The organism is Afipia massiliensis, from assembly GCF_001006325.2.
GTDB lineage: Bacteria > Pseudomonadota > Alphaproteobacteria > Rhizobiales > Xanthobacteraceae > Afipia > Afipia massiliensis_A.
The window spans coordinates 3,456,392-3,482,831 of the sequence record NZ_LBIA02000001.1; the positions used below are offsets into that span (position 1 = coordinate 3,456,392).

25 protein-coding genes are annotated in these 26,440 nt (G+C 59.4%); 14 read left to right on the forward strand and 11 right to left on the reverse strand.

The window, feature by feature from the left end; genetic code table 11:
- Nucleotides 1-440 precede the first annotated feature (440 nt).
- Together YH63_RS16695 and YH63_RS16700 are read left to right on the forward strand one after the other, a co-directional pair.
- On the forward strand, nucleotides 441-1,211 hold the full coding sequence (locus YH63_RS16695; RefSeq protein WP_046826634.1) for a S1 family peptidase: 771 nt from the start codon (nucleotides 441-443) through the stop codon (nucleotides 1,209-1,211).
- 80 nt (nucleotides 1,212-1,291) lie between these two features.
- Nucleotides 1,292-1,702 carry a YbaY family lipoprotein gene (locus tag YH63_RS16700; protein WP_052753801.1) on the forward strand — a complete coding sequence of 137 codons (411 nt, stop codon included), beginning with the start codon at nucleotides 1,292-1,294 and terminating at the stop codon, nucleotides 1,700-1,702.
- Between the two features lie 814 nt (nucleotides 1,703-2,516).
- Here YH63_RS16700 and YH63_RS16715 read toward each other — a convergent pair.
- Nucleotides 2,517-2,954: a hypothetical protein gene (locus tag YH63_RS16715; protein ID WP_137325228.1), complete on the reverse strand. Its 438-nt coding sequence runs from the start codon at nucleotides 2,952-2,954 to the stop codon at nucleotides 2,517-2,519.
- A gap of 95 nt (nucleotides 2,955-3,049) precedes the next feature.
- Between YH63_RS16715 and YH63_RS16720 the strand changes: the two genes are divergently transcribed.
- Together YH63_RS16720 and YH63_RS16725 are read left to right on the forward strand one after the other, a co-directional pair.
- On the forward strand, nucleotides 3,050-3,655 hold the full coding sequence (locus YH63_RS16720) for a hypothetical protein (protein ID WP_137325229.1): 606 nt from the start codon (nucleotides 3,050-3,052) through the stop codon (nucleotides 3,653-3,655).
- An 11-nt stretch (nucleotides 3,656-3,666) separates the two neighbouring features.
- Nucleotides 3,667-4,077 (forward strand): hypothetical protein, encoded by a 411-nt coding sequence (locus YH63_RS16725; protein WP_137325230.1) that lies wholly within the window; start codon nucleotides 3,667-3,669, stop codon nucleotides 4,075-4,077.
- A gap of 157 nt (nucleotides 4,078-4,234) precedes the next feature.
- Here YH63_RS16725 and YH63_RS16730 read toward each other — a convergent pair whose 3' ends face one another.
- Nucleotides 4,235-4,759 (reverse strand): winged helix-turn-helix transcriptional regulator, encoded by a 525-nt coding sequence (locus YH63_RS16730; protein ID WP_046826629.1) that lies wholly within the window; start codon nucleotides 4,757-4,759, stop codon nucleotides 4,235-4,237.
- A 258-nt stretch (nucleotides 4,760-5,017) separates the two neighbouring features.
- Between YH63_RS16730 and YH63_RS16735 the strand changes: the two genes are divergently transcribed.
- Both YH63_RS16735 and YH63_RS16740 read left to right on the forward strand, forming a co-directional pair.
- Nucleotides 5,018-5,656, forward strand: coding sequence for a 2-hydroxychromene-2-carboxylate isomerase (locus tag YH63_RS16735; RefSeq protein WP_046826628.1), 639 nt, complete (start codon nucleotides 5,018-5,020; stop codon nucleotides 5,654-5,656).
- Nucleotides 5,657-5,748: 92 nt separating this feature from the next.
- Nucleotides 5,749-6,948 (forward strand): CaiB/BaiF CoA transferase family protein, encoded by a 1,200-nt coding sequence (locus YH63_RS16740; protein ID WP_046826627.1) that lies wholly within the window; start codon nucleotides 5,749-5,751, stop codon nucleotides 6,946-6,948.
- Between the two features lie 50 nt (nucleotides 6,949-6,998).
- Here the strand turns inward: YH63_RS16740 and YH63_RS16745 are convergent, their stop codons facing one another.
- Nucleotides 6,999-7,676, reverse strand: a complete 678-nt coding sequence (locus tag YH63_RS16745; protein ID WP_046826626.1) for a glutathione S-transferase family protein — start codon at nucleotides 7,674-7,676, stop codon at nucleotides 6,999-7,001.
- 1 nt (nucleotide 7,677) lies between these two features.
- A complete protein-coding gene (locus tag YH63_RS16750; protein ID WP_433995100.1) occupies nucleotides 7,678-8,418 on the reverse strand; it encodes an SDR family NAD(P)-dependent oxidoreductase in 741 nt (246 codons plus the stop codon).
- A gap of 234 nt (nucleotides 8,419-8,652) precedes the next feature.
- Here YH63_RS16750 and YH63_RS16755 point away from each other — a divergent pair, with 234 nt between their 5' ends.
- The 6 genes from YH63_RS16755 to YH63_RS16780 all read left to right on the forward strand — a co-directional run bounded on the left by YH63_RS16755 (nucleotide 8,653) and on the right by YH63_RS16780 (nucleotide 15,663).
- The gene (locus tag YH63_RS16755; RefSeq protein ID WP_349642971.1) at nucleotides 8,653-10,224 is read left to right on the forward strand and encodes a class I adenylate-forming enzyme family protein; all 1,572 of its coding nucleotides are present in this window, start codon (nucleotides 8,653-8,655) and stop codon (nucleotides 10,222-10,224) included.
- A 69-nt stretch (nucleotides 10,225-10,293) separates the two neighbouring features.
- Complete coding sequence (locus YH63_RS16760) at nucleotides 10,294-11,037, forward strand: SDR family NAD(P)-dependent oxidoreductase (protein WP_046826624.1); 744 nt, start codon at nucleotides 10,294-10,296, stop codon at nucleotides 11,035-11,037.
- 13 nt (nucleotides 11,038-11,050) lie between these two features.
- A complete protein-coding gene (locus tag YH63_RS16765; RefSeq protein ID WP_046826623.1) occupies nucleotides 11,051-12,232 on the forward strand; it encodes an acyl-CoA dehydrogenase family protein in 1,182 nt (393 codons plus the stop codon).
- Nucleotides 12,233-12,253: 21 nt separating this feature from the next.
- The gene (locus tag YH63_RS16770; protein ID WP_046826622.1) at nucleotides 12,254-13,384 is read left to right on the forward strand and encodes an acyl-CoA dehydrogenase family protein; all 1,131 of its coding nucleotides are present in this window, start codon (nucleotides 12,254-12,256) and stop codon (nucleotides 13,382-13,384) included.
- 153 nt (nucleotides 13,385-13,537) lie between these two features.
- Nucleotides 13,538-14,722: an acetyl-CoA C-acyltransferase gene (locus YH63_RS16775; protein WP_046826621.1), complete on the forward strand. Its 1,185-nt coding sequence runs from the start codon at nucleotides 13,538-13,540 to the stop codon at nucleotides 14,720-14,722.
- 188 nt (nucleotides 14,723-14,910) lie between these two features.
- The gene (locus YH63_RS16780; protein WP_246658074.1) at nucleotides 14,911-15,663 is read left to right on the forward strand and encodes a hypothetical protein; all 753 of its coding nucleotides are present in this window, start codon (nucleotides 14,911-14,913) and stop codon (nucleotides 15,661-15,663) included.
- 86 nt (nucleotides 15,664-15,749) lie between these two features.
- Here the strand turns inward: YH63_RS16780 and YH63_RS16785 are convergent, their stop codons facing one another.
- The 5 genes from YH63_RS16785 to YH63_RS16805 form a co-directional block, all read right to left on the reverse strand.
- The gene (locus tag YH63_RS16785) at nucleotides 15,750-16,448 is read right to left on the reverse strand and encodes a DUF1236 domain-containing protein (protein WP_046826620.1); all 699 of its coding nucleotides are present in this window, start codon (nucleotides 16,446-16,448) and stop codon (nucleotides 15,750-15,752) included.
- Nucleotides 16,449-16,578: 130 nt separating this feature from the next.
- Nucleotides 16,579-17,835 carry an O-antigen ligase family protein gene (locus YH63_RS16790; protein WP_046826619.1) on the reverse strand — a complete coding sequence of 419 codons (1,257 nt, stop codon included), beginning with the start codon at nucleotides 17,833-17,835 and terminating at the stop codon, nucleotides 16,579-16,581.
- Between the two features lie 91 nt (nucleotides 17,836-17,926).
- Nucleotides 17,927-19,477 carry an undecaprenyl-phosphate glucose phosphotransferase gene (locus YH63_RS16795; protein ID WP_046829447.1) on the reverse strand — a complete coding sequence of 517 codons (1,551 nt, stop codon included), beginning with the start codon at nucleotides 19,475-19,477 and terminating at the stop codon, nucleotides 17,927-17,929.
- A 113-nt stretch (nucleotides 19,478-19,590) separates the two neighbouring features.
- Nucleotides 19,591-20,724, reverse strand: a complete 1,134-nt coding sequence (locus YH63_RS16800) for a glycosyltransferase family 4 protein (protein WP_046826618.1) — start codon at nucleotides 20,722-20,724, stop codon at nucleotides 19,591-19,593.
- A 2-nt stretch (nucleotides 20,725-20,726) separates the two neighbouring features.
- Nucleotides 20,727-21,383 carry a polysaccharide biosynthesis/export family protein gene (locus YH63_RS16805; RefSeq protein ID WP_046826617.1) on the reverse strand — a complete coding sequence of 219 codons (657 nt, stop codon included), beginning with the start codon at nucleotides 21,381-21,383 and terminating at the stop codon, nucleotides 20,727-20,729.
- A gap of 195 nt (nucleotides 21,384-21,578) precedes the next feature.
- On the opposite strand from YH63_RS16805, the gene YH63_RS16810 reads away from it, so the two are divergent.
- Entirely contained in the window at nucleotides 21,579-23,753 is a 2,175-nt protein-coding gene (locus YH63_RS16810) for a GumC family protein (protein ID WP_046826616.1), read from the forward strand.
- A 15-nt stretch (nucleotides 23,754-23,768) separates the two neighbouring features.
- Here the strand turns inward: YH63_RS16810 and YH63_RS16815 are convergent, their stop codons facing one another.
- Nucleotides 23,769-24,971, reverse strand: coding sequence for a GNAT family N-acetyltransferase (locus YH63_RS16815; RefSeq protein ID WP_046826615.1), 1,203 nt, complete (start codon nucleotides 24,969-24,971; stop codon nucleotides 23,769-23,771).
- 145 nt (nucleotides 24,972-25,116) lie between these two features.
- Here YH63_RS16815 and YH63_RS16820 point away from each other — a divergent pair, with 145 nt between their 5' ends.
- Nucleotides 25,117-26,163 (forward strand): polysaccharide deacetylase family protein, encoded by a 1,047-nt coding sequence (locus tag YH63_RS16820; protein WP_046826614.1) that lies wholly within the window; start codon nucleotides 25,117-25,119, stop codon nucleotides 26,161-26,163.
- Here YH63_RS16820 and YH63_RS16825 read toward each other — a convergent pair.
- Nucleotides 26,154-26,366 carry a DUF2842 domain-containing protein gene (locus YH63_RS16825; protein ID WP_046826613.1) on the reverse strand — a complete coding sequence of 71 codons (213 nt, stop codon included), beginning with the start codon at nucleotides 26,364-26,366 and terminating at the stop codon, nucleotides 26,154-26,156. The two genes, YH63_RS16820 and YH63_RS16825, sit on opposite strands and share 10 nt — an antisense overlap.
- Between the last annotated feature and the right edge of the window lie 74 nt (nucleotides 26,367-26,440).

The window sequence follows — 26,440 nt, forward strand, 5'->3', positions numbered from 1 at the left end:
CGTCGTGTTGGAGAGCGCTGTCGCGATATTGAATGATGAGGGATTTGGGAGCCTTCTTCATAGAAATGGAATCAGCTCAGTCCCCGAACTGAGACTAGTTTCCCAAGCAGAATCGGGCTTTGGAGACCGCACGCTACATTTCATTTTTGCGTGGTCATTCTTCTATCCGCTCTTGTCAAATAGAAGGCTTCGAACGTACTTGGAGGCCGGATGGCCGGGATTTATCTCGTCGCTAAAAGACGGGTTTATTCTGCTAGTCTCGAACGGACCGTTCCCGCAAGAATGCAGGACTGTCGGACGACCCACGCGCCCATTATTCCCGATCGAGCGAAAAGGGGGCGGAACAGTTATGAGAACGAAGGCAAGGGCGTCGTCCCGACCCCGAACAAAGGCGAACTAGAGCGGTTGACATCCCCTTTCTTGTGAGTTCATTGCGGGCAATGATCCGGTATCCGCAAACGATCCTCACCATTTCGATCTTGACGCTTTTGGCCACGACCCCGGCCTATCCCATCGTGGGCAGCCGATCCGCGCCAAGCGAAAGCATTGTGCGGGCCGTTGTCACCGTTGCAGCCGCGGGCGGCGGCGTTTGCACCGGCACGATGATCGCGCCGAACATTATTCTGACAGCTGCACATTGTCTTGCGCCAGGTACGGCCAATCGTGTGATCGATTACTCGGCGAAGCCACCGCGGTTGATCGCGCCGCAACAAGTCGCGGTGCATCCGCGCTACAATGCGCAATTCATCGCGGCGCATCGGGCGACGGCAGACGTGGCGCTGCTGCGTCTGTCGGCGCCTTTACCAGGTAAGTCGGCCGCACTTCTCGGCGTGCCGCGTGTTCCCTTTTCGCCCGCATCGCGTTTTACCGTGGTCGGCATCGGATCAATTGTCGCAGGAAGCGACTCCGGCGTCGGCACGATCCGCGCCGCGCCGCTCGCCGTTACGGGCCAGCCCGGCACGTTGCAAGTGCGCTTGATGGATCCACAAACCCAGAACAAAAGCGCGGGCATGGGCGCTTGCACGGGAGACTCGGGCGCTCCCGCGTTCGAAGATCAGGATGGAAACAGCGTCGTTGTTGGCGTGGTGAGCTGGTCGACGGGTGCGAACAATTCAGCCGGCTGCGGCGGCCTTACCGGCGTGACCCCGCTCACATTGTATAACGACTGGATCGTGAAGACCGCGCGGAGCTGGGGCGCGGTAATTCCGTAGGAGCAGGTTCCCGCGCCAAAACCTGACAAACGGCGGACGATCCCTTACTCTCCGATTCATGAAACAAACCGGAGACCATCATGATTTCGCGACGCGGTATCATAGGACTTCTCGCCACGTCGTTGCTGTTGCCCGCTGCAAACGCGGCAGCGCGCGACACGATGCTGATGGGAACCGTGAATTATCGCGAACGGATGGCGCTGCCGCCGAATGCGACCGTGCTCGTTCAACTCCTCGATATCTCCCTCGCAGACGCGCCGGCACAGGTGATCGCGGAAGATCGCATCACCGGCGCCACCGGTAGCCCGATCCCGTACCGGCTGCGCTTCGATCAGACGCTGATCAGGCCGCGGCGCACTTACACGCTCCAGGCCCGCATCTCCGAAGGCGACCGTCTGCTGTTCATCAACACCACCCGTCTTACGGTCTTTGCCGGCGGGCGCAACAACACACGCATTCTGGTACAGCGCGTCAGCTCCGAGCATCGCTAGGCTCCGTCGCTTCATTAACCAACCGGGATTGACGACGATGCATCAAGTTCTCGCGCAGATGTTCCGATCGATCACGGTCGCAGCCGTCTGCGCTGCGTTGGCATCGGCAACGCACGCGCAGCAGATGGACTTAAAAATACCTGGGCAAGGCCCGCAGGCCGCAAAACCGGATCACACCGCCGGACAAAAGCCTCTCGCGCGACAGCGCCCATCGACATCCTGCGCCGAATTCGGCGCAGGCTTCGTACGCATGCCTGGCTCTGATAGCTGCATCCGCTTCGGCGGAGGCGTCGGCATCGGCGTGGGCGCCGTGCCTTAGACGTGACCACAGGGCCGCGCCAACTGCGCATGAAAGACCTTGCGACTGCGCGTATAGATCCGCAGGCTTATTGATGCCGATTGCGATGGCGCAACGTATTGCGTGAGTATGACGTCGGCGAACGTCGGTAACGCTCGCTGTAAGATTGCTGATAACGTTTCCGAGATTCTTTAAGTGCTCGCTGATAGCCGGGCGAGTTAATAATGTTCGCTGCTCCACCACGGGCTGATGCCTCATTGAGGCAAAAGAGCGGTAGAGCACCGAGGATCAAAGCGACAGTCAGTTTTATGTAAACGTTCATGCTTCGTCTTTACGTGCACCGCCTTGCACAGCGTCGATTGGAACTGGCTGCGCCGAATTGCGCTTGAGTTGCTGGGAGTCTCGCGAGTCTTGTCGCTATTTTGGCGCTAAGTTCTTCGGAGAACCGGAGCGTCAAACGCACTGCTTCAGTTTGAGCATTTATTCGTCCACCGCGGAGTCCGCTGCTGCGGGGGGCTAATTCTCAGGAACGCTAGATTTTGCGGCGTCCACTTTCGATAAGATTTCAACAGCATGTTTTACTGCTATCGAAAATCTTACTTTTGCTTCTAAGAGCTTGGCGTCTTTGGCTGGATGAAAGACGAGCAGCGGCGCTTGTTCGACCGCTTCTTCGTTAAGCAGGATGGAGAAAGCCGTAGCCTCCCGGAAGACCTTTCGCAGCGCGGCTTCAAGACGTGGGAGTTCGTCGCTATCAGCGTCGTGTATTTTCCCTTCGAGATGTGGTTTGATTGCGTCTCCTGCCATCGAGAGCAAGCCGCAATACGTGTCGTACGCGTTTGTTGCTTGATCAAAATCTAGGATTTTCATCTGAACCGCTCCGGCATGGGACCTTGCACTGCCGTACTCTAAAAATGGCATCATTGCGGTTTCGCTGAAGAAATCCTCGCTATTCACAGCGGCTATTGTCCACGCGAATTAGGCTTTTTATCGATCCCGGAGCGCGTTTGAATCTCGCTTGAGTGATTCGAATGTCGAAATGGAGTGCGCCAGTGTCAAACGGACGGGCCCTCACCAAGCCTACGAAGATCCCTAGAGAGATTGCAGCTTTGTTAGGCGACCCCGTTCTGATGCGCGGTGAGAGACGTGAGGAATTTGACGACTACCTCCTGGCCCTGGCGGTCGCCGTTGGGGCTAAGGATATTGTAGGTTGGTCCCAATGCGCAGACATTGCTTACCAAACTTGGGAAGGTCGCCGATTTCAGAAAATCCGTAACGGGATTTTGCTTGAAGCCCAAGTTGAGGTGGTCACTGATCTGCTGAGGTCCACTTACGATAGTGGGGAAATTCCCGCGACATTTTACTCCGTTGTGAACGCGGAGAGCGAAGCCCGTAAATGGGCAATAGATGTTGATTTCGGTGCCAAAATCGATGAACGCCTAGCTGCAAGAGGACATGATCGTACCTCGGTTCTCGCCGACGCATACAAGCGCTGCGCTTCACAGCTCATGCAGATTGACAAAAGTATTTCCGATCTCGAAGCGCGACGCATGATGACGTTCCGCGAGATTGCGCGTCACGATGCAGCGATGGCCAAACGTTTAGAGCAGGCCTCGTCTGAGATCATCGAAGGCGAATTCACCCAAGCTGCTGAGTGAGGAGAAGATCGGTGGCTTCCGATCGACAAATTGCCGCGAATCGAAGGAATGCGTTGAAGAGTACTGGCCCTCGCGGGGCCGGCGGCAAAGCACGGGCTGCGGGCAATTCAAAGAAGCATGGCCTTGCCTCTAATCTAGGCCGCGACGCCATTGCATTTGCCGCCGCCGATCGTCTCGCCGACGCTATTTTTCAAGTCCACGGCGGGCTTTCTCGAGCTGCAGCACGCAGGGTGGCTGTGGCAGCGATTGAGCTCAAGGGCATCCAAAAGGTGCGCGCTGCCGCGATGGAAGCGGTGATGTTCGCGAAAAAAAGTTCGACGTTAAGTGAACGATTTGAAGGACTGCTACTCAACCTGAAAACAATCGACCGATACGAAGTCAGGGCGATCTCGAAAAAGAAGCGCGCTCTTCGCGGTACATAATCTAACGAGAATTTGGCAGAACGAACCCAATTTTACTTAAACAAATCAAAGGAGATTTTCTCGAGAGGCCTAATGTCGCGAATTGGGTGTCGCAAGTGACGACCAATGTGAGGGCGGTATGGCAGATGGCCCGATAAGGAGCCGCAGCTGATCACTGTTACGCGGCGCGAGCCTTCGAGCGCGCGGGCTTAGCCTTGGCGGTCTTAACCGGCTTCGGCGGCACAGACTTCGGGCGCGCTCCCGGGCCGGGGTGGACGTGAACTTCCTTGGCCAGCAACGGCTCGCCGCATTCGGAGCATGTCATGACCGGATTGAAGTGATGCCCGCACTTCTGATGTTCGTGAAGCAGCGGGCGACCGCGTTCATCCACCATGTGGATGTCTCCCCAATGAACGATCGCCATCATGATCGGATAGAGGTCGAGCCCCTTCTGGGTCAGGATATACTCATGCCGCTTGGGCGACTCCTGATAGGCAACCCGGCGGAGGACGCCGAGGCGGACCAGCTTCTTGAGGCGTTCGGCCAGGAGATGGCGGGTAATACCGAGGGCGGACTGGAAGGCCTCGAAGCGGCGGGTCCGCAGGAAGCATTCCCGCAGGATCAGCAGGCTCCAGCGATCACCAATGACCCCGATGGTGCGGGCCATGGAACATGGCTCTTCCTCAAGTTCGTCCCATCTCATGGTCGTCTCCGGTTCGCAAATCAGTCAGACTGTCAGGTATCTTTATAGCTGGCTCGGATACCATTCTAAATAGGCACTGAGTTGGACAAAAGTCCTATTCTTGGCTTTTTAGGGCAAAATTGGTGCATCCGGGCGGTTCGAATTGACAGTTCAATTTTAGAACCCTATGAATGGCCAACGCTCCGGACAAGGTCGGCGGTCTGAAAATGCGCCGGACAAGAGTGTACGCCAGACAGAAAATTACAGAGGAGAAGCGCGGTGGCCAGTCCCTTGAAGGTCGAGTTTCAGTTCGATTTCGGTAGCCCCAACGCCTATCTGGCAGAATATGCGATTCCGGGCATCGAAAAGCGCACCGGCGTCAAGTTCGACTATGTCCCAGTGCTTCTCGGAGGCATCTACAAGGCGACCAACAACATGTCGCCGTTCGATTCGCTGCGCGGCATCAAGAACAAGCCGGAATACAATGCGCTGGAAACCCAGCGTTTCATCCGCCGGCACAACATCACCAAGTTCAAGCAGAATCCGTTTTTCCCGGTCAACACGCTGATGTTGATGCGGGGCGCAGTCGCAGCCCAATTCGAAAACGTATTCGAGCCATACTTCCGCGCCGCCTATCATCACATGTGGGAAGAGCCGAAGAAAATGGACGACGTGGAAACCTTCCGCCAGGCATTTATTTCGTCCGGCATCGATATCGACAAACTGATTGCGCGTGCGCAACAGGATGATGTGAAGAAAAAGCTGATCGACGTCACGACCGATGCGGTGAACCGCGGCGCGTTCGGCTCACCGACTTTCTTCGTCGGCACGGAAATGTTCTTCGGCAAGGACCAGCTTCGCGATGTCGAGGACTCAATTGTCGAGCAGCTTGGCGCGGCGAAGGCCAAATCTGCCTAAGACCACAGGTCTTTCACTGAAAGACTTCTTCTGAATGCAGCGGGCGAGGCCAGCAGCAGGGCCGTCCGCGACCTCCTACAGGGAAGAAACAGATGTCCGGTCCTTTGAGTGGCGTGCGCGTGCTGGATCTAACCGGCGTGGTATCGGGTCCGTTTGCGACAATGTTTCTCGCGGACCAGGGCGCGGATGTCTTGAAGATCGAGCCGATCAGTGGCGATATCACCCGCCGCAGCCGCGCAATTATCGACAAGGCCGGCGAGTTCTCCGCGCTGTTCATCTCGTCGAACCGCGGCAAGCGTTCGCTGTCCATCGATATGAAGAGCGACATCGGGCGCGAGGTGCTGGCGAAACTGGTGGCGCAGAGCGACGTGCTGGTGCAGAACTTTCGTCCGGGCGCGATGGAGCGGCTCGGGCTTGGCGCTGAGGAATTGCGCAAGAAGCATCCGCGTCTGATCTACGTCTCGATTAGCGGCGTTGGCGACAGCGGGCCTTACGTGAAGAAACGGGTCTACGATCCCATCATTCAGGGACTGTCCGGATTTGCGGACATCCAGTCGCAGCCGGTGACCAACCGTCCGCAGATGATCCGCACGATTGTCGCGGACAAAACCACGGCGGTGTTTACCGCGCAGGCCGTATCGTCGGCGCTCTACGCGCGTGAGAAGACCGGGAAGGGCGATCATATCCAGGTGGCAATGCTCGACACCATGATCTCGTATCTGTGGCCGGAAGGCATGATGCAATACACGGTGGTGGGCGCGGAAGTAGCGGCGGGCGATCCCAACGACCGCCCCGATCTCGTGTTCAAGACGCTGGACGGCTACATGACCTGCGGCACGATTTCGGATTCGGAGTGGCAGGGCTTCTGCAAGGCTTCGGGCGATCCTGAGCTGGCGAAAGATGAGCGTTTCGCCACTCCCACCAAGCGCAACCAGAACGCGACTGCGCGCATTAACAAGATGCAGGAGTATATCGGTCAGCGCACCACAGCCGAATGGCTGGAACGGCTCGATGCAGCCGATGTACCGTGCGCGCCGATCCTGCGCCGTGGCGAGATCATCCAGAACGAGCAGGTGGTTGCACGCGGCCTGATTGAGGAATTCGAGCAGCCGACCGTCGGCCGGGTGCGCCAGCCGAAGCCGGCGGCCCGGTTCGAGATCAATGAGGCGGTCATTGGCGGTCCGGCGCCGCGCGTCGGCGAACACTCACGCGCGGTGTTGCGCGATCTCGGCTATGCCGATGCGGCGATCGACAGCATGGTTGCGGCCAAAGCGGTCAGAATCGCAAGTTAACGAAAAGAGGCCGACATTTTGTCGGCCTCTTTTGTAATGCTTCCCAAAAATCAGGCAGGTCGTCTGATCGGTTCGCCTGGGGCAGGCGGGACATTCGCGGCGGTACCACGCACATAGCCCGGACGTTTCTTGATGCGCTCGAGGTATGGATAAGCGTTGTCGCAGATGCCGACGCCGTAGGCGACTGCCCATTCGAGACATGTCGTCAGCAGAATGTCTGCGCTGGTGAATTGATCGCCCATCAGAAAGGTTCGTCCATCGTTGAGTGCGACCTCGACGTGACGCAACTGCTCGCGAAAGTATTCTCCGGCCTTGGCGACGACTTCGGGTGCAACGCCGTAAATCGGCCCGAGCGCATTGGCGCTGTGCCGGCGCATCACATACAGGCTGGTGGAATCAAGTTCAGTGACGATGAAGAAACACCACTCGAGCCACTTGGCGTACTGCTGCTTCTCCTCTGGGATCAGCGATTTGTCGGGCGTTGAATAGGTCTGTGACAGATACGCGACAATCGCCGCGCTTTCGCCGATGGCGAAATCGCCATCCTGCAGCAGCGGGACCTTCTGGCGTGGATTGAGCTTGGTGTACTCTGCCGTCTTGGTTTCGCCGGTGCGGGGACCGATGGCGTAGGTTTCATACTTCAGCCCCAATTCCGCCAGTGCCCAGTGTGGCCTGACGGTCCGGCTGGTTCCGACGCCCCATAGGGTCAGGTTCGGGGCTGCTGCCATGTCACCAGGTCTCCACGGAGGGGCGCAGATCGAGTTCGTGAGTCCAGCCGTCGCGCTTCTGCTGATGCGCGAACCAATATGCATCCGCAATGGAATCCGTTTTGGTCAGGCTGTCAGCGGGGATGTCGCTGGCGTCGATACCCTTCGCGGCTTTCATGCGCTGATGGATCGCCTCGCTATCGACGGCGGCATCGATCAGCAGGTGAACGACGTGAATGTTCTTCGGCCCGAGTTCTCTGGCCATCGACTGGGCCACGGCGCGCAGCGCAAACTTCGCTGACGCGAAGGCTGCAAAGCCCTTTCCGCCACGCACGCTCGCAGTGGCGCCTGTGAACAGAATGGTGCCGCGTTCGCGTTGCATCATGTATTTCGCCGCTTCGCGTCCAACCAAGAATCCGCCGTAGCAGGCGAGTTCCCATGCCTTGAAGAAAAGCTTCTCGGTGGTTTCAAGCAGCGGCTTGTTGACGTTGGACCCTGCGTTAAACAGGCAGACCTCGATCGGGCCGATTTCCTTCTCGATGCGCGCAAACATGGCCTGCACATCGGCTTCCTGACGGGCGTCAACGCTGATAGCGTGAACCTCACATCCTTCCGCCTTCATTTCGTCGACGAGGCCCTGGGATTTGACTGCTTCGCGGCGCGCGACACAGACCTTGTATCCGCCTCTGGCAAATCGCCGCGCGACCGCCGCGCCGATGGCGTCGCCCGCACCAACCAGCAAAACCACGCCACCTTGAGCCACGCCAACCTCCATATACAGTTCTTATTTGGTACTTTCTCTCATAACCGCCTTAAGGTGTGTTGTAAACGGCAATCGCCGCAATTCGGCACTGAGCACGATGCGAGAACGATCTTCGGAGAGTTTAATTTCTGTGCATTGCACCAATGCGATTGACTAGTTCTAAAAAAGAACGTTACTTTGCGCCAGTCGAAAGGCCGCCCCGTGAAGCGGCCGGACATTGCCGGGGAGGTTGAATTGGACAGCGCAGCGGAAGCGATTGAAGTCGGCGATAGCGAAATTCATGAGATCTTGCATGGTCTGCCGGAGCGGTTGCATCAGGCGATGGACCGCGCAGTTGCGCAGACGCCGGATTATCCGGCTTTGATCGACGATTCGCGAACGTGGTCTTACCGTCAACTGGCAGATGCGGTTGAATCGACAGCATCTGCCTTGCAGTCGCTCGGTGTACGGCCCGGCGATCGCATGATGCTGATTAGCGAGAATTGCACCGAGATGGCGTGTCTGATGCTGGCTGCAAGCCGGCTGGACGCTTGGGTGATCGTCGCCAATCCAAGACTGTCGCCGCGGGAGCTGGACCAGATTCGCGATCATAGCGGCACGCGCCGCATGTTCTTCACGACAAAGGTTTCCGCCGAGGCCGCAGCCCACGCGGCCCGTCTCGACGCCACCGTCAAAGATGTTGGCCCTCTTGCCGGCATCGGCATGACCGCGCTGAACGAAGCCACCGAACCCGAGCCGGTTCACGCCGACTCCACCAGACAGGTCGCCGTCCTGATTTACACTTCGGGCACCACCGGCACGCCGAAGGGCGTGATGCTGACTCACGGGAATCTGCTGTTCAGCGCGAAGGGCACCGCGCTGCTCAGGAACATGACCAGCAAGGACAAAGTCTACGTTGTGCTGCCGATGACGCACATTGTCGGTGTGTCGCTCATCGTGATGACGCTATTGACGGGTGCCACAGCGCGGCTCGTCAGCAAGTATGACCCGGCGGCGTTTGCCAGGCACATTGCGGAAGAGGGAATTACGACCGTCAACGGTGTTCCGGCGACTTATCAGCGCCTGCTCGAGTACAAACAAGTCGCGGGTCTCTCGAAGCTGGACAGGGGCTCGCTGAGGCTGATTGCCGTGGCTGGTGCGCCGCTCGACCTTGATCTGAAAACTCGGGTCGAGGCAGAGCTTGGTATCCCGCTCCTGAACGCCTACGGGATCACTGAGACATCGCCCGGCATTTCCGGTGTGCGGCTGGAATCGCCACGAACAGACCAGTCTGTCGGCGCCGTGATGCCGGGTGTTGAGAGCCGCATCGTCGGCCGTGACGGCAAGATCATCACCGATGGATCGGTGGGTGAGTTGCACGTGCGTGGCCGCAACGTCATGCTGGGATACTATCGAGCGCCCGATCTGACCGCGAAAGCCATCGATGCAGACGGCTGGTTCCTCACGGGCGATCTCGCCCGCTTAGAGGGAGGTGCGCTGTTTATTGTAGGCCGTAGCAAGGAAATGATCATCCGCTCCGGCTTCAACGTGTATCCCGCTGAGGTCGAGGCGGTACTCAACTCGCACGACGCCGTTGTTCAGTCCGCTGTGGTTGGGCGCCCGGTCGATGGCAACGAGGAGGTCGTCGCGTTTGTCCAGCTGCTGAATAGCTCCAAGGTTACGCCCTCCGAGCTGATGGCATATGTCAGCCCGCAGCTCACATCGTACAAGCGGCCGTCTCAGATCATCGTGCTAGAGGCGTTGCCCGCGACGTCCACAGGCAAAATTCTCAAGCACAAGCTCGCGGAATCCATTCGCAATACGTGACGCGAGCGTTTGCGCGGTCAAGCGCGAGACTGGTCGCAATTTTCGGAATCTCACATCCAGGAGGAAGCCTTGCAGAAACGAAACGCGACCGTGGCCGTGATCGGCGCCGGTGATTTCATCGGCGGCGAGATCGCCAAGAAATTTGCATCGGAGGGGTTCACTGTCTTTGCGGGTCGACGTCAAGGCGAGAAACTCGTCCCCCTCGTCAAGGAGATCGAGGCGGCAGGCGGTACGGTGTTTGCCCGCTCGCTCGATGCACGCAAGGAAGAGGAGATGATTTCATTCATTTCCGATGCCGATAAACATGCGCCGCTTGAAGCGTGCATTTTCAACATCGGCGCGAACGTCAATTTCCCGATTCTCGATACGACGGAACGCGTTTTCCGGAAGGTCTGGGAAATGGCCTGCTATTCCGGATTCCTCGCAGGGCGCGAAGCGGCTCGCGTGATGCTGCCGCGTGGCAAGGGAGCTATCTTCTTTACCGGGGCGACCGCGAGCTTGCGTGGCGGGTCGGGTTTCGCCGCCTTCGCCAGCGCCAAGTTCGGTCTGCGTGCCGTCGCGCAGTCGATCGCACGCGAGCTTGGACCGAAGAACATCCATGTCGCGCATCTCATCATCGATTCCAGCGTCGATACCGAATGGGTGCGCCAACTGATCGCCAACCGCGAAGGCAAGGAGGCGATCGAGAATCTCGATCCGAACCGCCTGATGCGCCCCGCGGCTGTCGCTGAAACATACTGGCAGCTCTATCAGCAGCCACGGGATGCCTGGACGTTCGAAACCGAAATCCGCCCATTCGGCGAGAAGTGGTAACGGGAGCTGTCCGATGGAGCTGAAGCTATCCAGCGCGGATGCGGCGTTCCGGGATGAGGTGAGGGCGTTCATCGCGGAAAACTATCCGCAGGAAATGCGCGTGCCGAACCCGGAAACGGATCTGACCAAGGAGCAGTCGATGCTCTGGCACAAAATTCTCCACAAGAAGGGCTGGATCGCGCCGTTGTGGCCAAAGGAGTATGGCGGACCCGGCTGGTCGATCACGCAGCGCTTTATCTGGGAGCAGGAAACCACGCGCGCCGGTACGCTGCCGCCGCTCGCGTTCAGCGTCACGATGGTGGGGCCGGTTATCTACACTTACGGCAGCGACGCGCAGAAACGGAAGTTCCTGCCGCGTATTCTGTCTGGCGAGGACTGGTGGTGCCAGGGTTACTCGGAGCCAGGCTCGGGGTCCGATCTCGCCTCGGTCCGCACCAAGGCGGTACGTGAGGGTGATCATTACGTTGTCAATGGTCACAAGACCTGGACCACGCTGGCGCAGCACGCCGACTGGATCTTCTGCCTGGTTCGCACTAATCCCAGCGCCAAGCCGCAATCGGGCATTTCCTTCCTGCTCATCGACATGAAGACACCGGGCGTCACCGTGCGTCCGATCATCACCATCGACGGTTCGCACGAGGTCAACGACGTTTTCCTCGAGAATGTTCGTGTTCCGGTCGAGAATCTGATCGGCGAGGAGAACAAGGGCTGGACCTACGCGAAGTTCCTACTCGGCAACGAGCGCACCAGCATGGCCGGCATCGGCCGCTCGACCCGCTACCTGAACAAGCTCAAGAAGATCGTGAAGACCGAAATCGGCGAAGACGATCCAGCCTTCGGCGAGTTCACCAAGGACATCGCTCGCGTCGAACTCGACGTTCTCGCGCTCGAGGCCACCGAGCTTCGCGTGATTGCGCAAATGTCGCGCGGGATCAATCCGGGGCCGGCTGCATCGCTGTTCAAGATCAGGGGCACGGAGATCTTTCAACGCATCACTGATCTCACCCACAGGGCCATCGGCAACTACGGTCTCGCACTGCGCGAGCATCCGGTCAGCGCCAACATCTTCATGCCGGGGCCGGACGATGGTCACACCGCGCCGGAGAAGTACCTGAATTCGCGCAAGCTCAGCATTTACGGCGGATCGAACGAGATCCAGCGCAACATCATCGCAAAAGCGGTGCTTGGTCTGTAACAGCGTCGCACGAGGCATCCGGTGGATATTGAATTTACGGAAGAACAGGAACTCCTGCGCAGCAGCATTCAGAAACTGCTGCGTGACCACTATGATTTTGATACGCGCCGCAAGATCGTCGCGACGGAAGAGGGCTGGAGTAGAAAGCACTGGAACGCCTTCGCAGAACTCGGTTTGCTGGCGGCTCCGTTTGCCGAAGCAGCCGGCGGCCTGGGCGGCGGACCGCTGGCGACGATGATCGTGATGCAGGAGTTCGGCCGGCATCTCGTGGTCGAGCCCTTCTTCGAGACCGTCGTGCTGGCAGGCGGGTTGATCGAACACGCAGGGTCCGACGCGCAGCGCGAGGAATTTCTGCCGCCAATCATGACGGGTGAGGCGATCTGGGCGCTGGCTTGGACCGAAGGCCGGTCGCGCTACGATCTCAACAATGTTTCGACGACTGCGAAGCGCAGCGGTGACACATATGTTCTGAACGGCGCGAAGGCAGCGGTGATTGGAGCGCCATGGGCTGACAAGCTGATTGTATCGGCGCGCACCCTGGGCGGCCCGCGCGACCATGCCGGTGTCAGCCTGTTCATCGTCGACCGGCAATCGGCGGGGCTTCACTTGCAGAGTTTCAAGACCATCGACGGGCGGCGTGCGGCTGAAATCACCTTGAAAGATGTCGGCGTTCCTGCAAACCGGCTGCTCGGGGCGGAAGGAAAGGGTGTCGCGGCTCTGGAAGCGTGCCGCGACCGTGCCATTGCGGCGCTGTGCGCTGAGGCCACTGGCGCCATGGGCGAACTCAATGCCGCGACGCTGGAATACACCAAGACGCGCAAACAGTTTGGCGTGGCGCTGGGCACGTTCCAGGTGTTGCAGCACCGTATGGTGGATATGTTCATTGCTCTGGAGGAGGCGACGTCGCTGTCTCAGCACTTGAACCTGACCATGGCTGAGGGCGATCAGCAGGCCTCCAAACTTGCTTCAGGTGCGAAGTCCAAGATTGGCGAAGCGGCGCGCTATGTCGGCGAACAGGCGATCCAGCTCCATGGCGGCATGGGCATGAGCGACGAATTGAACGTCGGTCACTATTTCAAGCGCATCGCATCGATCAACATCCAATTCGGCGACCCGACCTATCACCTGCTGCGCTACGCCCGCGCAAGCTGACCTTTGATCGCAACATTGCGGAATTTTCGGCATGGCAGCCTTGCTGATGTCAAGCGCGCTTCTATTAAATGATAACCATCATATAATGTGAGCATTCACATAGAGCCCGCGCGCAAACCTGATTGGGTCGGCTCACATCCCGGAGGTCACCGAATGGTAGATGCAGTTATTGTTTCCACAGCCCGCACCGGTATCGGCAAGGCCTATCGGGGCGCACTGAACAACACTGAAGGCCCGACGATGGCGGGCCATGTCATGGCTGAGGCGGTGAAGCGTGCCGGGATCGAGCCGGGCGAGGTCGAGGACGTGGTGATGGGCTGTGCCAAGCAGCAGGGCACCATGGTGATGAATGTCGCGCGCAAGGGCGCAATTCGCGCCGGGCTTCCGGTGACTGTCGCCGGTACCACAATCGATCGCCAGTGCGCGTCTGGTTTGCAGGCGATTGCTGTCGCCGCCCGTTCGGTCATGCTGGACGGTGTCGAAATCGCTATCGGCGGTGGCATTGAATCGATCAGCCTCGTTCAGAACGATCACATGAACAGATTTCACGCGGTCGACGACGAGTTGATGGTGATGAAGCCAGATATGTACATGTCGATGCTGGAAACCGCCGAAGTGGTCGCGGCGCGCTACAATATTCCTCGCGACAAGCAGGACGAATACAGTCTCGAATGTCAGCGCCGGACCGGCGCAGCCATTCAGGGCGGCCGGTTCAACGACGAAATTGTGCCGTTCAAGACCAAGATGGCGGTGATGGACAAGGAGACCAAGCAGGTCTCGTTCAAGGACATCACGCTGACCAAGGACGAGGGACCACGGCCGGATACGACCGCCGAAGGTCTCGCCAGCATCAAGCCGGTGTTTGAAGGCAAGACCATCAGCGCGGGTAATGCCAGCCAGTTATCGGACGGTGCGTCGGCCTGCGTCATCATGAGCGACAAGATCGCCGCAAAGAAGGGGCTCAAGCCGCTTGGCATTTTCCGTGGTTTTGTCGCCGCGGGCGTCGAACCGGATGAGATGGGTGTCGGCCCGGTGGCTGCGATCCCCCGTCTTCTGAAGCGGCACGGCCTCAAGATCGACGATATCGATCTGTGGGAACTGAATGAAGCCTACGCCGTTCAGGTCATCTATTGCCGGGATAAGCTGGGGATCGACCCGGAAAAGCTCAACGTCAACGGCGGCTCGATCTCGATGGGACACCCCTACGGGATGACCGGCGCGCGTCTGGCCGGTCACGTCCTGATTGAGGGCCGCCGTCGTAAGGCCAAGTACGGCGTGGTGACCATGTGCATCGGTGGCGGCATGGGCGCGGCGGGACTTTTTGAAATCTTGCAATGAGCGCACTGCGGCGTTGGTCTCCCTGACTTGCGTCTTAAACTGGCCCGGCTATCGAAAGGTCGCCGGGCCTTTCATCGAGGGCCGCTTAAACGCAAAATATTTCACGTCTGCCCGAACAAAACTCCGCTTGATGCGTTGCAAGGTGTCGATCAATATTTGGCATCGATCCCGAACGATTGGGTGCGAACGTGTTGCGACGCAAGAGCATTGCTTTCTTCTCGTTGATCTCGCTCACCATGGTTTCCGGCGGGCTCGTCTTGGGCCAAACGACGACGACGACGCCCGGCGCACAAACCACGCAAACCGACAAGCAGGACGCGGCTACTCGAGCCACAGGCGCGATTCCGTCGAAGTCTGAGCCGATCAATGCCGCGCCGGTTCAGCCGGCAGAGGCGACGCCCGCTCCAGCACCAGTTCCGTTGTCCCCGGCGGAGCAAAAAGCTGCCGATAACAAAGCCGCCCTTGACGCGCTGCTTGCAGAAGCAACAGCGTTGAAGACGAGTTATGAAAACTCAAGGCGAAGCAGGAATAAGACGCCGGTATCGCTGTCTACATTCCGGAGCATGGAATTGCGCCTTCAAATGGCCGCCGCTGCAGATCCGGCAAATGCGCCGGCGCTTGATATGGCCAATGCCATGCGCATGATCCAATACGCAATTCTCCAGCCATCCGTTCAGATCGCCGCCGTCGCCAACCGTGAACTTTATGCCCACGAGATGGGACAACGGATGCGGGATGATGGAATGAAGGTTGTCGCTTCGGGCCGCGGAAACAGTACGGTCCGCTTTGTGTCGCCGCAGATGACTCGGCAGATGGCCATGCAATTGGTTGAGACAGCGAAGATTCCGGAGCAGGCCAGGGCCTTGCAGTTCAGGCGGGTGGTCTTCAGCAGCGGCCGTCGTTCTTGGACCTACGACGTTGCGCGGGGAAGGCTGCGCTGAATCTCCGGTGGCCGTATCTCATGCTGTCGTGAAAAAAGGGCCGGTCGATGAGACCGGCCCTTTTTTTGTCGTGTATTCTGTTCAGCTTACGCTTCGAGCACGGCAACGATTTCAAGCGTACGCGGGTTCACGACGATGATTTCGTCATTGACGAGGAAGAACTCATATCCGCGCCAAGCGGGATAAATCGTGATGACCTCAGCAGGAAGCGGGTGGAAAGTGACCGTCCGCGGAACCCGCGTGCCGACCGAGATCGAGAAGTTGATATTCGTCACAGGCTTGATGTTCTGCTTGGTAATCGACGTGCGGATCGTCGTGCGCTGTTCGGTTGACAGCTTCGCGCCGGCGCCGGCCTGGCCAGTCGTGGTTCCAGCCTTGTCGGAAGCATTCTTCTGATCGGACTTCATGCCGTCCTTCTCGGCCGCATCCTTCTGGTCGGGTTTCATGCCGTCCTTTTCCGCGGCATTCTTCCGGTCGGCCTTCATGCCGTCCTTCGACTTATCCATATTCGTCTCGGACGCTGCCTTGCCCCCCTTCGGATCGCGGGTCGTTTCCGCGCCCTTCGACTTCATTCCGTCCTTGTCCTGCGCGCGCTGACCCTTCATCTCGCCGGCCGGTGCTTCGCGATTCATCGGCGCGGCCCTTTCAGCAGGCGCGCCGGCGGACGGTGCGGGCTGCGATGCGGCAGGAGCGTTCGGTGCATTGGTCGGCGCCTGAGCCGAGACCAACCCCGCGCTGCCGATCAGGGCGGCCGTCGCGACGGTCATCAAAAGCTTGGTCTTCATGTCATCCTCCTTGTTACTGCCCGGGGCTTTAACGAGAAGCGACCAACTCTGTTCCGCCCGGAAACGCGCTGTTGCGTGAACAGCCGTTCATACGGAACATTTTGCGGAACAGGCGCGGAATTTTTTCAGATCAGGGAGCGTCCGGTGTTCGTGCGCGATACGTATAGGCATGCGCCGCCGCGAACATCGCCCACATGATGCCCAGCATCATCCAGAAATGGCGCCAATGGTCGATGTCGATGACGAAGGCTTCGCAGACGGTGCCAAAGAACGCGGAAAAGATCGCGAGATATGTTCGCTGCCATGGCACGCGCACGAAGATCAGCTTGAAACCCATAATCACGGTGATGAATACGAGCGCGGGAAAGCAGACCCCTGCGATCCAGCCGCCCGACATGAACGCATTCAGGAAAGAGTTGTGGGTGTCCTCGGGAAAGTAATTAGAGAATTGAAGAGGGCCGATCCCGAGCGGAAGTTCGAGGGCCATCTGGAAGCCGAGCGCGTGGCGCCCGAAACGTCCGAAGCGGCCGCTGTCGTAGGTTTGATTAAAGCTGGCGCGTTCTTTGAAAAGGCCGCTGACAGAGTCGAACGACAGCAGCAGGACGAGAAGCAGTGCCGCACAGATTGCCGCGGCGATCGCAACGGTCACGATGCGGGTGCGCTGGGCCTGCGAAGGCGTCGTCATATACATCAGCATCAGCATGAAGCCCGAGCAAGCCACCAACTGGCCCCAGGACGCGCGCGAGAAGGCGAGCAGCACGGCGAGGCTGACAATTCCCAGCCCAATCGCGCTGCGGAATGACTTCCAGAAAGATTGTGTTACGACTGTTTGCAGCAGGAACAGCGCCGGCAGGATCAGGTAGGCGCCCAGCACGTTAGGGTCCTTAAACGTCCCGCGCGCACGGCTGTACAGCGTGAAGAGATCGTAACCGCCGCTCCCCGCGAGATGAAAGTATCCGGCGATGCCGGCGAGGGACGCGAGCAGGGCCCCAAGTATCAGGCCGCGGCGAAGGGACTCAAGCCTGTCGGCGGTGTCCTCGGACAGAACCATCGCAAAGAACAGGGCTGTGATGGCGAGATACCAGGACGTGAGAATCCAGTTCAGAACTTCCTTTTTGTCCAGCAGGTAGATGGAACAGATCGTATAGCCCATGTTGAGAAGGAACAGCAGGATCAACAGCGGAATGAAGACCGGGCGCATCCGCAAGCCGGTGGCAAAGAAGAAGATGACCGATGCCAGCGTGACGAGTTCGTATGGACTTGGTTCGATGAAAACGATCGCTCCACCGACGCCGACGGCCCACATCAACGCACGCTGGATCGCCGCGATGCGGGGCGGCGTCACGGTGGCGGGGAGAACGTAGTCTGTCGCGGCAAGTGAAGCCATGCGAACCGGAATCCTCTTCGCGCCTTCTGCGCGTCAGGTCAGTGATTTGAGCACGACGCCAGAAAGCGCTTCGCGCTTTCCAGCATCCTGATCAGTATGCGTTCTCACCCTTGATGAGTGCGAACGGCGTCTTGAAGAGGATGTAGAGGTCGAACAGGACCGACCAGTTCTCGATGTAGTAAAGATCGAACTCGACACGTTTCTGGATCTTTTCGTCGGTATCGACCTCGCCGCGCCAGCCGTTGATCTGCGCCCAGCCGGTGATTCCGGGTTTGACGCGATGGCGTGCGAAGTAGCCGTCGACGGCCTCGTCGAACAGGCGGCTCTGCAGCTTGCCCTGCACCGCATGCGGGCGCGGACCGACCAGCGAGAGATTACCCTTGAAGACGACGTTGAACAGCTGCGGCAACTCGTCAAGACTGGTCTTGCGAATGAAGCGGCCGACCCGGGTGACACGCGTGTCTCCCTTGGTCACGACCTTCGAGGCCAGTGGATCGGCCTGATCGTGAAACAGCGAGCGAAACTTGTAAACGTCGATGCGTTCATTGTTGAAGCCGTAGCGTTTCTGCAGGAACAGCACCGGACCTGCACTGTCGAGCTTGATCGCCAGTGCGACGAGCGCCATGACCGGCGCAAGCAGGACGAGAATGATCGCGCCGACGACGCGATCGAACGCCGACTTCAAGACCATGTCCCAGTCGGTGATCGGTTGTTCGAACACGTCGAGGGTTGGGACCTTGCCGAGATACGAGTAGGAGCGCGGACGGAAGCGCAGCTTGTTGGTGTGCGCCGACAGACGAATATCGACGGGCAGTACCCACAGCTTCTTCAGCATTTCCAGAATGCGGGTTTCGGCCGAGATGGGCAGCGCGAACAGCACGAGATCGATCCGGGTGCGGCGGGCGAATTCAACGATATCGTCGATCTTGCCGAGCTTTGGCTGACCGGCGCAGGTTTCCAGCGCGCGGGAATCGTTACGGTCGTCGAACACGCCGAGTATCTGAATATCGGAATCGTCCTGCGCGTTGAGTGCGCGGATCAGATTTTCGCCGTTTTCGTCGGAACCGACGATGATCGTGCGCCGGTCGAGCCGGCCTTCACGGGCCCAGCGGCGAACCAGTGCACGCAGCACCAGCCGGTCCGCAAACAGCGCGGACAATCCGACAACGAAAAACGCCGAGAGCCAGACACGGGAGATCGTGTCGCCAAGCTTTGCAAAAAACGATGCGCCGATGAACAGCAGAAAAACGAGCGCCCATGACGATGCCATGCGCGTCATCTGGCGCAGTTGTCCGCGGAAGACTTGCACGTCGTAGATTTCAGCGGCCTGGAAGCTAATCACTGCGCAGGCGGCTACGCCGAACACGGCAGCGGCATACTGCCAGGAAAAACTGGCGCCCGGCATCACGTACCAGAAATACAATCCGAGCCCGACAGCGCTGAGCAGCAGGAAATCAACGATCCGTACGACGCCACTGATGACGACCGTCGAATAAGCCTTGCTGACCTTTTCATTGGTCACCGCTAGGGCGGCTGGCGACAGCCGCTTGCGGCGCTCCAGCCGAGGCGCGCCATCGGCAGCGCTCATCGTGGCTGCTCCCGTGGCAGCGTTCATCATCGTCCGGACGTCGATCGGTTCCACGGCAAAATTTCCGTTGCTTGCCGTCATGTAGCGACAGGCCAAGGGGAACCAAGGTTCCCAGCCTCTTGCGTAGCCAACAAATCGGAAGAATTGGTTATCTCGATAAAGATAGGTTAACGCGCGTTGAACGCGTCGCGATACCCGTTAAGCACTCCGTCGACCATCGCCTTCTGGGAGAAGTGAACAAAGATGCGTTCCCGCAGGTTCCGGGCGCGTTCGCGGGTCGCATCCATGTTCGCCAATGCACTCTCGATCGCGTCGGCCATCGCGCCAATGCTGTTGGCCACGAAGAGTCCGCCCGTGTGAGGACCGAGGATCTCCGGAATACCGCCGACGCTGGCGGCGATCATTGGGATGCCGGCGGCTGCGGCCTCGATAACGACGTAAGGCATCGAGTCGCCGCGCGAGGGGACAACCAGCAGCTTGCCCTTGGAGAAACCGAAGCGAGCCCTCACATGGCCGATGAACCGTACGGCGTCGCCGACATTCAGGCGGCTGACGAGCGCCTTGAGGGCCTCGGTCTCTTCGCCGTCGCCGGCGAGTGTCAGTGTGATGGGTTTGCCGTCGGCCCGAAGCCGGGCAACGGCCTCAATCAGCAAATCCGCGCCTTTGATCTCGCGGAATTCACCGACATAGACGAGATCGGTCGCATCCTCCGAAACCGGAACCGGATCGAATTCGGATGCGGTCACGCCGTTGAACACGCAGCGGATCAGGCCTGCGGGCTTGCCGATCACGCGCTGATAGGTGTCGCGCGCAAATGCGCTTTCGAACAGAAACAGTTCGGTCCGGTTCATCAGCGCGCGCTCCATCCGCGCATAGACGCCGCCCTTGAGCGTACCCGGTGGATAGTGCAGGGACCCGCCGTGCGGGGTGTAGACCCGGATCGCCTTCTTCGATTTGCCCTTCAAGCGCACGAAGGCACCGGCCTTCGCACCATGCCCGTGCAGCACATCCAGCTTGAGCGATCGGGCAAGCCGAAGGAAATGCAGGGACGTCACGCTATCGATGGGATGGGGCTCGCGGCGGATGGCAAGGCGATAGACACCGAGCTTGAGCTTGGGGCCGATCTCTTTTAGCGCGGCGTCTGCGCGCTCGCCGCCGGTGAGGCTGTCAGCCAGTATGCCGACTGCATGCCCGCGCTCGGCTTGCCCGACAGCAAGATCCAGAATGTGACGGAAAATCCCACCAACCGGCGCACGGACGGCGTGCAGAATGCGCAGCGGGGAATCAGGCGTGTCGGGCATCGTCAGAACCAGCGTTCGGCGACAACGACCGTGTCCCCGGGTTTCAGGAGCGTACCAGGCGGTACAACAGCCTGAGCGGTACCAGCTTCGCCCATCCGGGTTAATTTGATGCTGCTTCGCAAGGCGCGCGGCGTGAAGCCGCCGGCAATGGCGACTGCGCTCTCAATCGTCATGTTCGGGACATACGGATATTGGCCGGGCGCGGCGACTTCACCTAAAATGAAGAATGGCCGGTACGTTTCAACCTCCACCGCGACATATGGTTCGCGCAGATAGCCGTTCTTCAAGCGGGACGTGACTGCGGCGGCGAGTCCGTTCGGCGTCAGCCCCCGAGCCCGAACCGCGCCGATCAGCGGCATCGTGATCGAGCCGCCTGCATCAACCGCGTATGTGTTGGTAAGGCCTTCCTGACCGTAGACGACGATGCGTAGCCGATCACCGGCGTCGAGGCGATAGGGTTCGTCGTGAGCGGCGTAGCGGTAGATGGGAGGGGCCGGCGTTGTTGCGACACTCAGGGCACGTACGGGCTGGACCGGACCATAGGCAACCGCATCAAGACTGCCGTTGTCGATAACCGCCACCGGCGCAGCCGTCCGCATGCAGCCCGACACCACGAGCGCAAGGAGAAGACAGGCGAGGCGCGCGCGGCTGCGCTGCATGGGAAAATCCAAGTAAGTATAGATTCTGATTAAGGACTTTCATGGTTAATAAAGCGTAACGCGCGTGCTGCATTGCAGCCAAAACCAAGCTCGCGAGCGCTGCGATTAACCCGGCAGCAACCTTAATAGACTGTAATCGCGCCGGAGAAGACCAGCATTCGATTCAGTGCAGTAGCGTTCGGTGGAGAGTGTTCGATGCGTTTTTCGTTGTGGCATGACTGGATGAGCAAGATGCCGTTCCGGGCCACGGCTGATGTCGCGCCGGATTCTGCGCCAGTCGTCGCCACACCCACACCTGCGCTTACGCCTGTGGCGCTGGCCGCCAGTCCCGAACTTGGCGACATCGATCTCCGTGCCATCTGGGAGGCGCTGGTCCGCAAGCGGATGTGGATTATTGTGCCCACCGCGCTCGCGTTCGCGCTGTCGCTGTTTGCCGTCAACATGATCACGCCGCGATACAAGTCCGAGGCACGCATCCTGATTGACGGACGGGAGAACGTCTTCCTGCGCCCGAATAGCGAGCGCTCGGAAGACCGCGGCAGCCTCGATGCCGAAGCAGTGACCAGTCAGGTTCAGTTGTTGCTGTCGCGCGATCTTGCTCGCGAAGTGATCAAGGCGAACAAGCTCGCCGAACTGCCTGAGTTTGATCCGGTGCTGCGTGGCATTTCGCCGCTCAAGACGCTTCTTGGTCTGTTCGGCCTCGGCCGCGATCCTTTCAAGATGACGCCCGAGGAGCGCGTGCTGGAGGCGTACTACGATCGGCTGACAGCCTTTGCGGTCGACAAGTCGCGCGTGATGGTGATCGAATTTCAATCGCGCGATCCGGAACTCGCTGCGCGTGTCACCAATTCCATCGCCGATGGCTATCTGGTGCTTCAGCAGGCGGCGCGGCAAAATCAGGCGAAGGCCGCCTCGCAGTGGCTGCTGGTCGAGATCGAGAGTCTGCGCAAGAAGGTCGCGGATGCCGAGGCGCGGGTCGAGGAATTTCGCTCCAAATCCAATCTCTTCGTCGGCACCAACAACACCACACTGTCGAACCAGCAACTCGGCGAGTTGAACACCCAGCTCAACAGTGCACGGGCGCTGAAGTCCGATGCTGAATCGAAATCACGTTTGATCCGCGAAATGCTTCAGAGCGGCAAGCCGATCGAGGCATCCGAAGTTCTCAATTCCGAACTGGTGCGCCGTCTGTCGGAGCAGCGCGTCACCCTTCGGGCGCAACTGGCGGAGCAATCATCGACGTTGCTCGGTGGGCACCCGCGCATCAAGGAATTGAAGGCACAGATACTGGATATCGATCGCCAAATCCGCGAGGAGGCTAGCAAGATTTCCCGTTCGCTGGAAAACGATGCCCGGATCGCCAGCGCTCGAGCCGACGGCCTCAACGGAAGCCTGGACCAGCTGAAGCGTCAGGCGACATCGACCAATGGTCAGGATGTCCAGTTGCGGGCCTATGAGCGCGAGGCGAAGGCGCAGCGCGACCTGCTGGAATCGTATCTTGCGAAGTATCGCGAGGCGACCACCCGCGAGAACATCGACGCTGTCCCGGCCGACGGCAGGATCATTTCCCGAGCCATCGTGTCGAATACGCCTGCATTTCCGAAAAAGCTTCCGACCGTGCTGATAGCGACCTTGGCGATGCTGATGCTGACCGGCGGTTACATTGCCACGGGAGAACTGTTGCGCATGACGGTGCCGCGCCCGGTTGCCGCCGTGCGGGCCCCGATGGCGCCCTTACGTGATACGCATCCGCAAATGCCGGCGGGTATCATCGAAATCGAACGTCTGGTCGCGATGCTGCGTCAGGGTGGTGACGCTTCTCGAAAAGTCACCGTCATCGGCGCCCATCAGGATGAAAGCGTGACATTGGTTGCGCTGACGCTGGCGCGGCTGCTGTCGCGAAGCTCGAAAGTCGTGCTGGTCGATCTTGCAATGGCGTCCCCGACGCTGGCCGCGGTGTCCACCGACCCGGCGTCGCCCGGACTGACGGAGTTGATGCAGGGTTCAGCTTCGTTCAGCGAAATCATCACCAAGGATCGTCTGTCCGGCGTTCATATTGTCGGTGCGGGGCGCGAAACCTCCCAGCGCCAGCTGCTGCAGCTACCGAGGATCAACCTCGCGATCGATGCGCTGTCGCGGGCTTATGACTTTGTCGTGCTGGATGCGGGCACTGCGACAGACCTGCCTGCGAGTGTCATCGCTGCGCAGGCTCATGCCGTCATCATCCCCGATCCGGCGATAACTGCGTCCGCGCGCGATGTGATGAAAAGTCAGTTGCTCGCGTCAGGCTTTATCGGCGTGACCATTCTCGATACGCCTTTGAAGGCAATGGACCTCGGCACGCCGGGCGAACGGGTCGCGGCGGCCTGAGCTTTCGCGTCGGGATTACGATGAGCGCGAGATGGCGTTGCGCAGAAGTTGCGCCATATGCATGAGCGCGGGATTATGTTTCACAAGCCGTTTGGCGTGGGTCAGCGACGACATGCCGAGCGCCGCGAACTTGCCTCGCGCGGTCAGCGGAATAAAGGCATCCGATAGCGGTTCGTCGTCCTTGCAGAACGTCATCTTGTACTCGTCCGACCCGACGCCGAAATCGAGCGAGCTGTAGCCGAGATCGCCGAAGTGATCGATCATGTAGCGCAGCAGGATCAGGCCGGGGCTGTAGCGAGCATTCTCAGAGATCGTATACGTGTTGAACATGGTTGAAAACCGCTCGCCGTCCGCCACGCAGGCGAAGATCGAAATCAATTCTGCTTCGCATTCCAGTGCGTGAAGCTCGATGGCGCGTCCGCCGTTCGGAAGCTTTGCCATGCACGCGTCACGAACGAACGCCTTGGTGGCTGGATCGGAAAAGATGTCCGGCAATTTTGAAAGCGCCATTCGCTGCGGCTTGATGACAAAGAAGCTGTCCAGCAGGCGGTTGATGTCGTCGTCGATCGTTGCGACGAAATAGCGATAGCCCGGAAGGGCCTGGAGCTTGCGCTCCTTGTTGCGCAATCGCCGCCTTGTTGACGTGCTGACGCGTTCTTCCGGCTTGCAACCGGGAACCATGGTCATCATGGGGCAGGGATTGGTCGACGGCTGCGCGGCAAGCGATGACAGCGGGTTAGCGATATTGCGCCATCGTTTCGGCTGCTGCGTGAAGGCCAGCACGTCGACGCCATCCGGCTGCATGCGAATGGCCGCGATCAGCGCGTTGAGTTCGGCTGCAGAGATTGTTTCCGCGAAATCGCGACGCCACAGCGCCATGTTGAACGTCGGATGCTTGCCGCCCATGAAGCGGGCGACTTTCGCACCGTTCTCTCGGTAGATAATGAGCGGGAGCAGCAGCAGCGGCTGATTGTTCGCATCGCTGGCAACGACGACGAAGGGTGCGGCGCCTTCATGCTTGCCAACGCTTTGCTGCCAGGCATCGAGAAGCTCGAAGCGCTGATAGGGGGTAGCGAGAAAATCGGCTCCTTCGAACGCTCTCCAACTCGTCTCGGCCGCAGCCATGTCGCGAATGACATCGACGCGCGCGATACGGCCCGCAACGGGATACGCCGGAGAGTTTGCGTCGGAGCCGTGAAGTTCTGCAGCCATGGCCATCAGAGGACCTGAATTCTTGGGCATTTCGAGATTTGCGGCTTTGGCCGACCTTATTCAAAGAAATGTCAACAAAGAGTAATGAGAATAGGAGCGTGACCGGACACCGGCTCGCAAGAAGGATGAACACGTGCTGTTTCGAAGGGCTATGCTTGCGGATATGGGGCTGGAGTTGGCTTATTTCAGCGGCCTGTCGCATATCTTCGGACGAAGAACCGGTGGGGTCGGCGCCATCCTCAAATTCGAACACGTCAGGCCGCGGCGCGGCGATCCGTTCCAACCGCTACGATCGCGCGACATCACCCCTGAATTCCTCGATCGAGCCATCTCGGCGCTGAAACGCTGGAAACTTGACTTTGTGTCCATTGATGAGGCGGCTGAACGCTCCCGGCAGGCTGCCCTTGCACGCCGCTTCTTGTGTTTGACGTTCGATGGCGGCCATCGCGATTTCATGACCTTCGCCTATCCGGTGTTGTCGCGTCACCGCGTGCCGTTCGCGCTGTATCTTCCTACCGGCTTTATCGACGGGATCGGCAAGGCGTGGTGGCTCGCGCTGGAGCAGGTTGTCGCGCGCAATGCCCGGATTGGGCTCGTGATGGATCGTACCGAACGGCACTTCTTCGCAGCCAGCCTCGCGGAAAAGTATCAGCTTTATGGTGTGCTGCACGCCTGGATGATGACCCTGTCGCCCGACGATGTCGCTATTGCAATCGGTGACCTGTGCGGCCGTTACGGCGTGGACCTCTACGCGGCTTCGCAGGGCGCAGCGATGAACTGGCAGGATCTCGTCAAGCTGGCGCGCGATCCGCAGGCGACCATCGGAAGTGCGACCGTCAACTATCCAAATCTCGCGCGTGCAAAGGGCACAACGGCCCTGAGAGAAATGACCATGGGCCGGACGGTGCTGGAAACCGCGCTCGATGGTCCGTGCCGGCATTTTGCCTATCCGTTTGGCGGACGAGATTGTTTCGGTCCCCGCGAAATGATGTTGGCCCGGGAGGCGGGGTTCGCCAGCGCGGTGTCCGCAGGGCAGGGAGTTGTGCGGTCAGACGGTCAGTCGGATCTGATGGCTTTGCCGAGGATCGCCTGGGACGGACGGCGAAGCTCACTCCGCGCGCTGCGTGTGGTCCTTTCGGGTCTCACCAGCAGGGCGCCGAAACCGCAAACGCCGGAACTTGCCGCAAACTACGGCTGAGGATCCGGCCGCGACATCCATGCGATCAGAGGCATCGCGGGGAGGACCCAGCCCAGACCGGCGACCACGTAAAAGATCGCCTGAGCCAGTTTCGATGCGGCCAGCCAAGGCGTCTGGGCGATTGCCATGCCCGCCAGCGACCAGACAATGACCAGCACCAGAAGGCCGATGGTTCCGATGAATTTTCGTTTGCGGATTGTCATAACAGAATTGTGCTGGAGGCTGTAAACACGCGGCTTGCGTGAAAGAGTGCGGCGACTATAAGGACCGCGCGAAT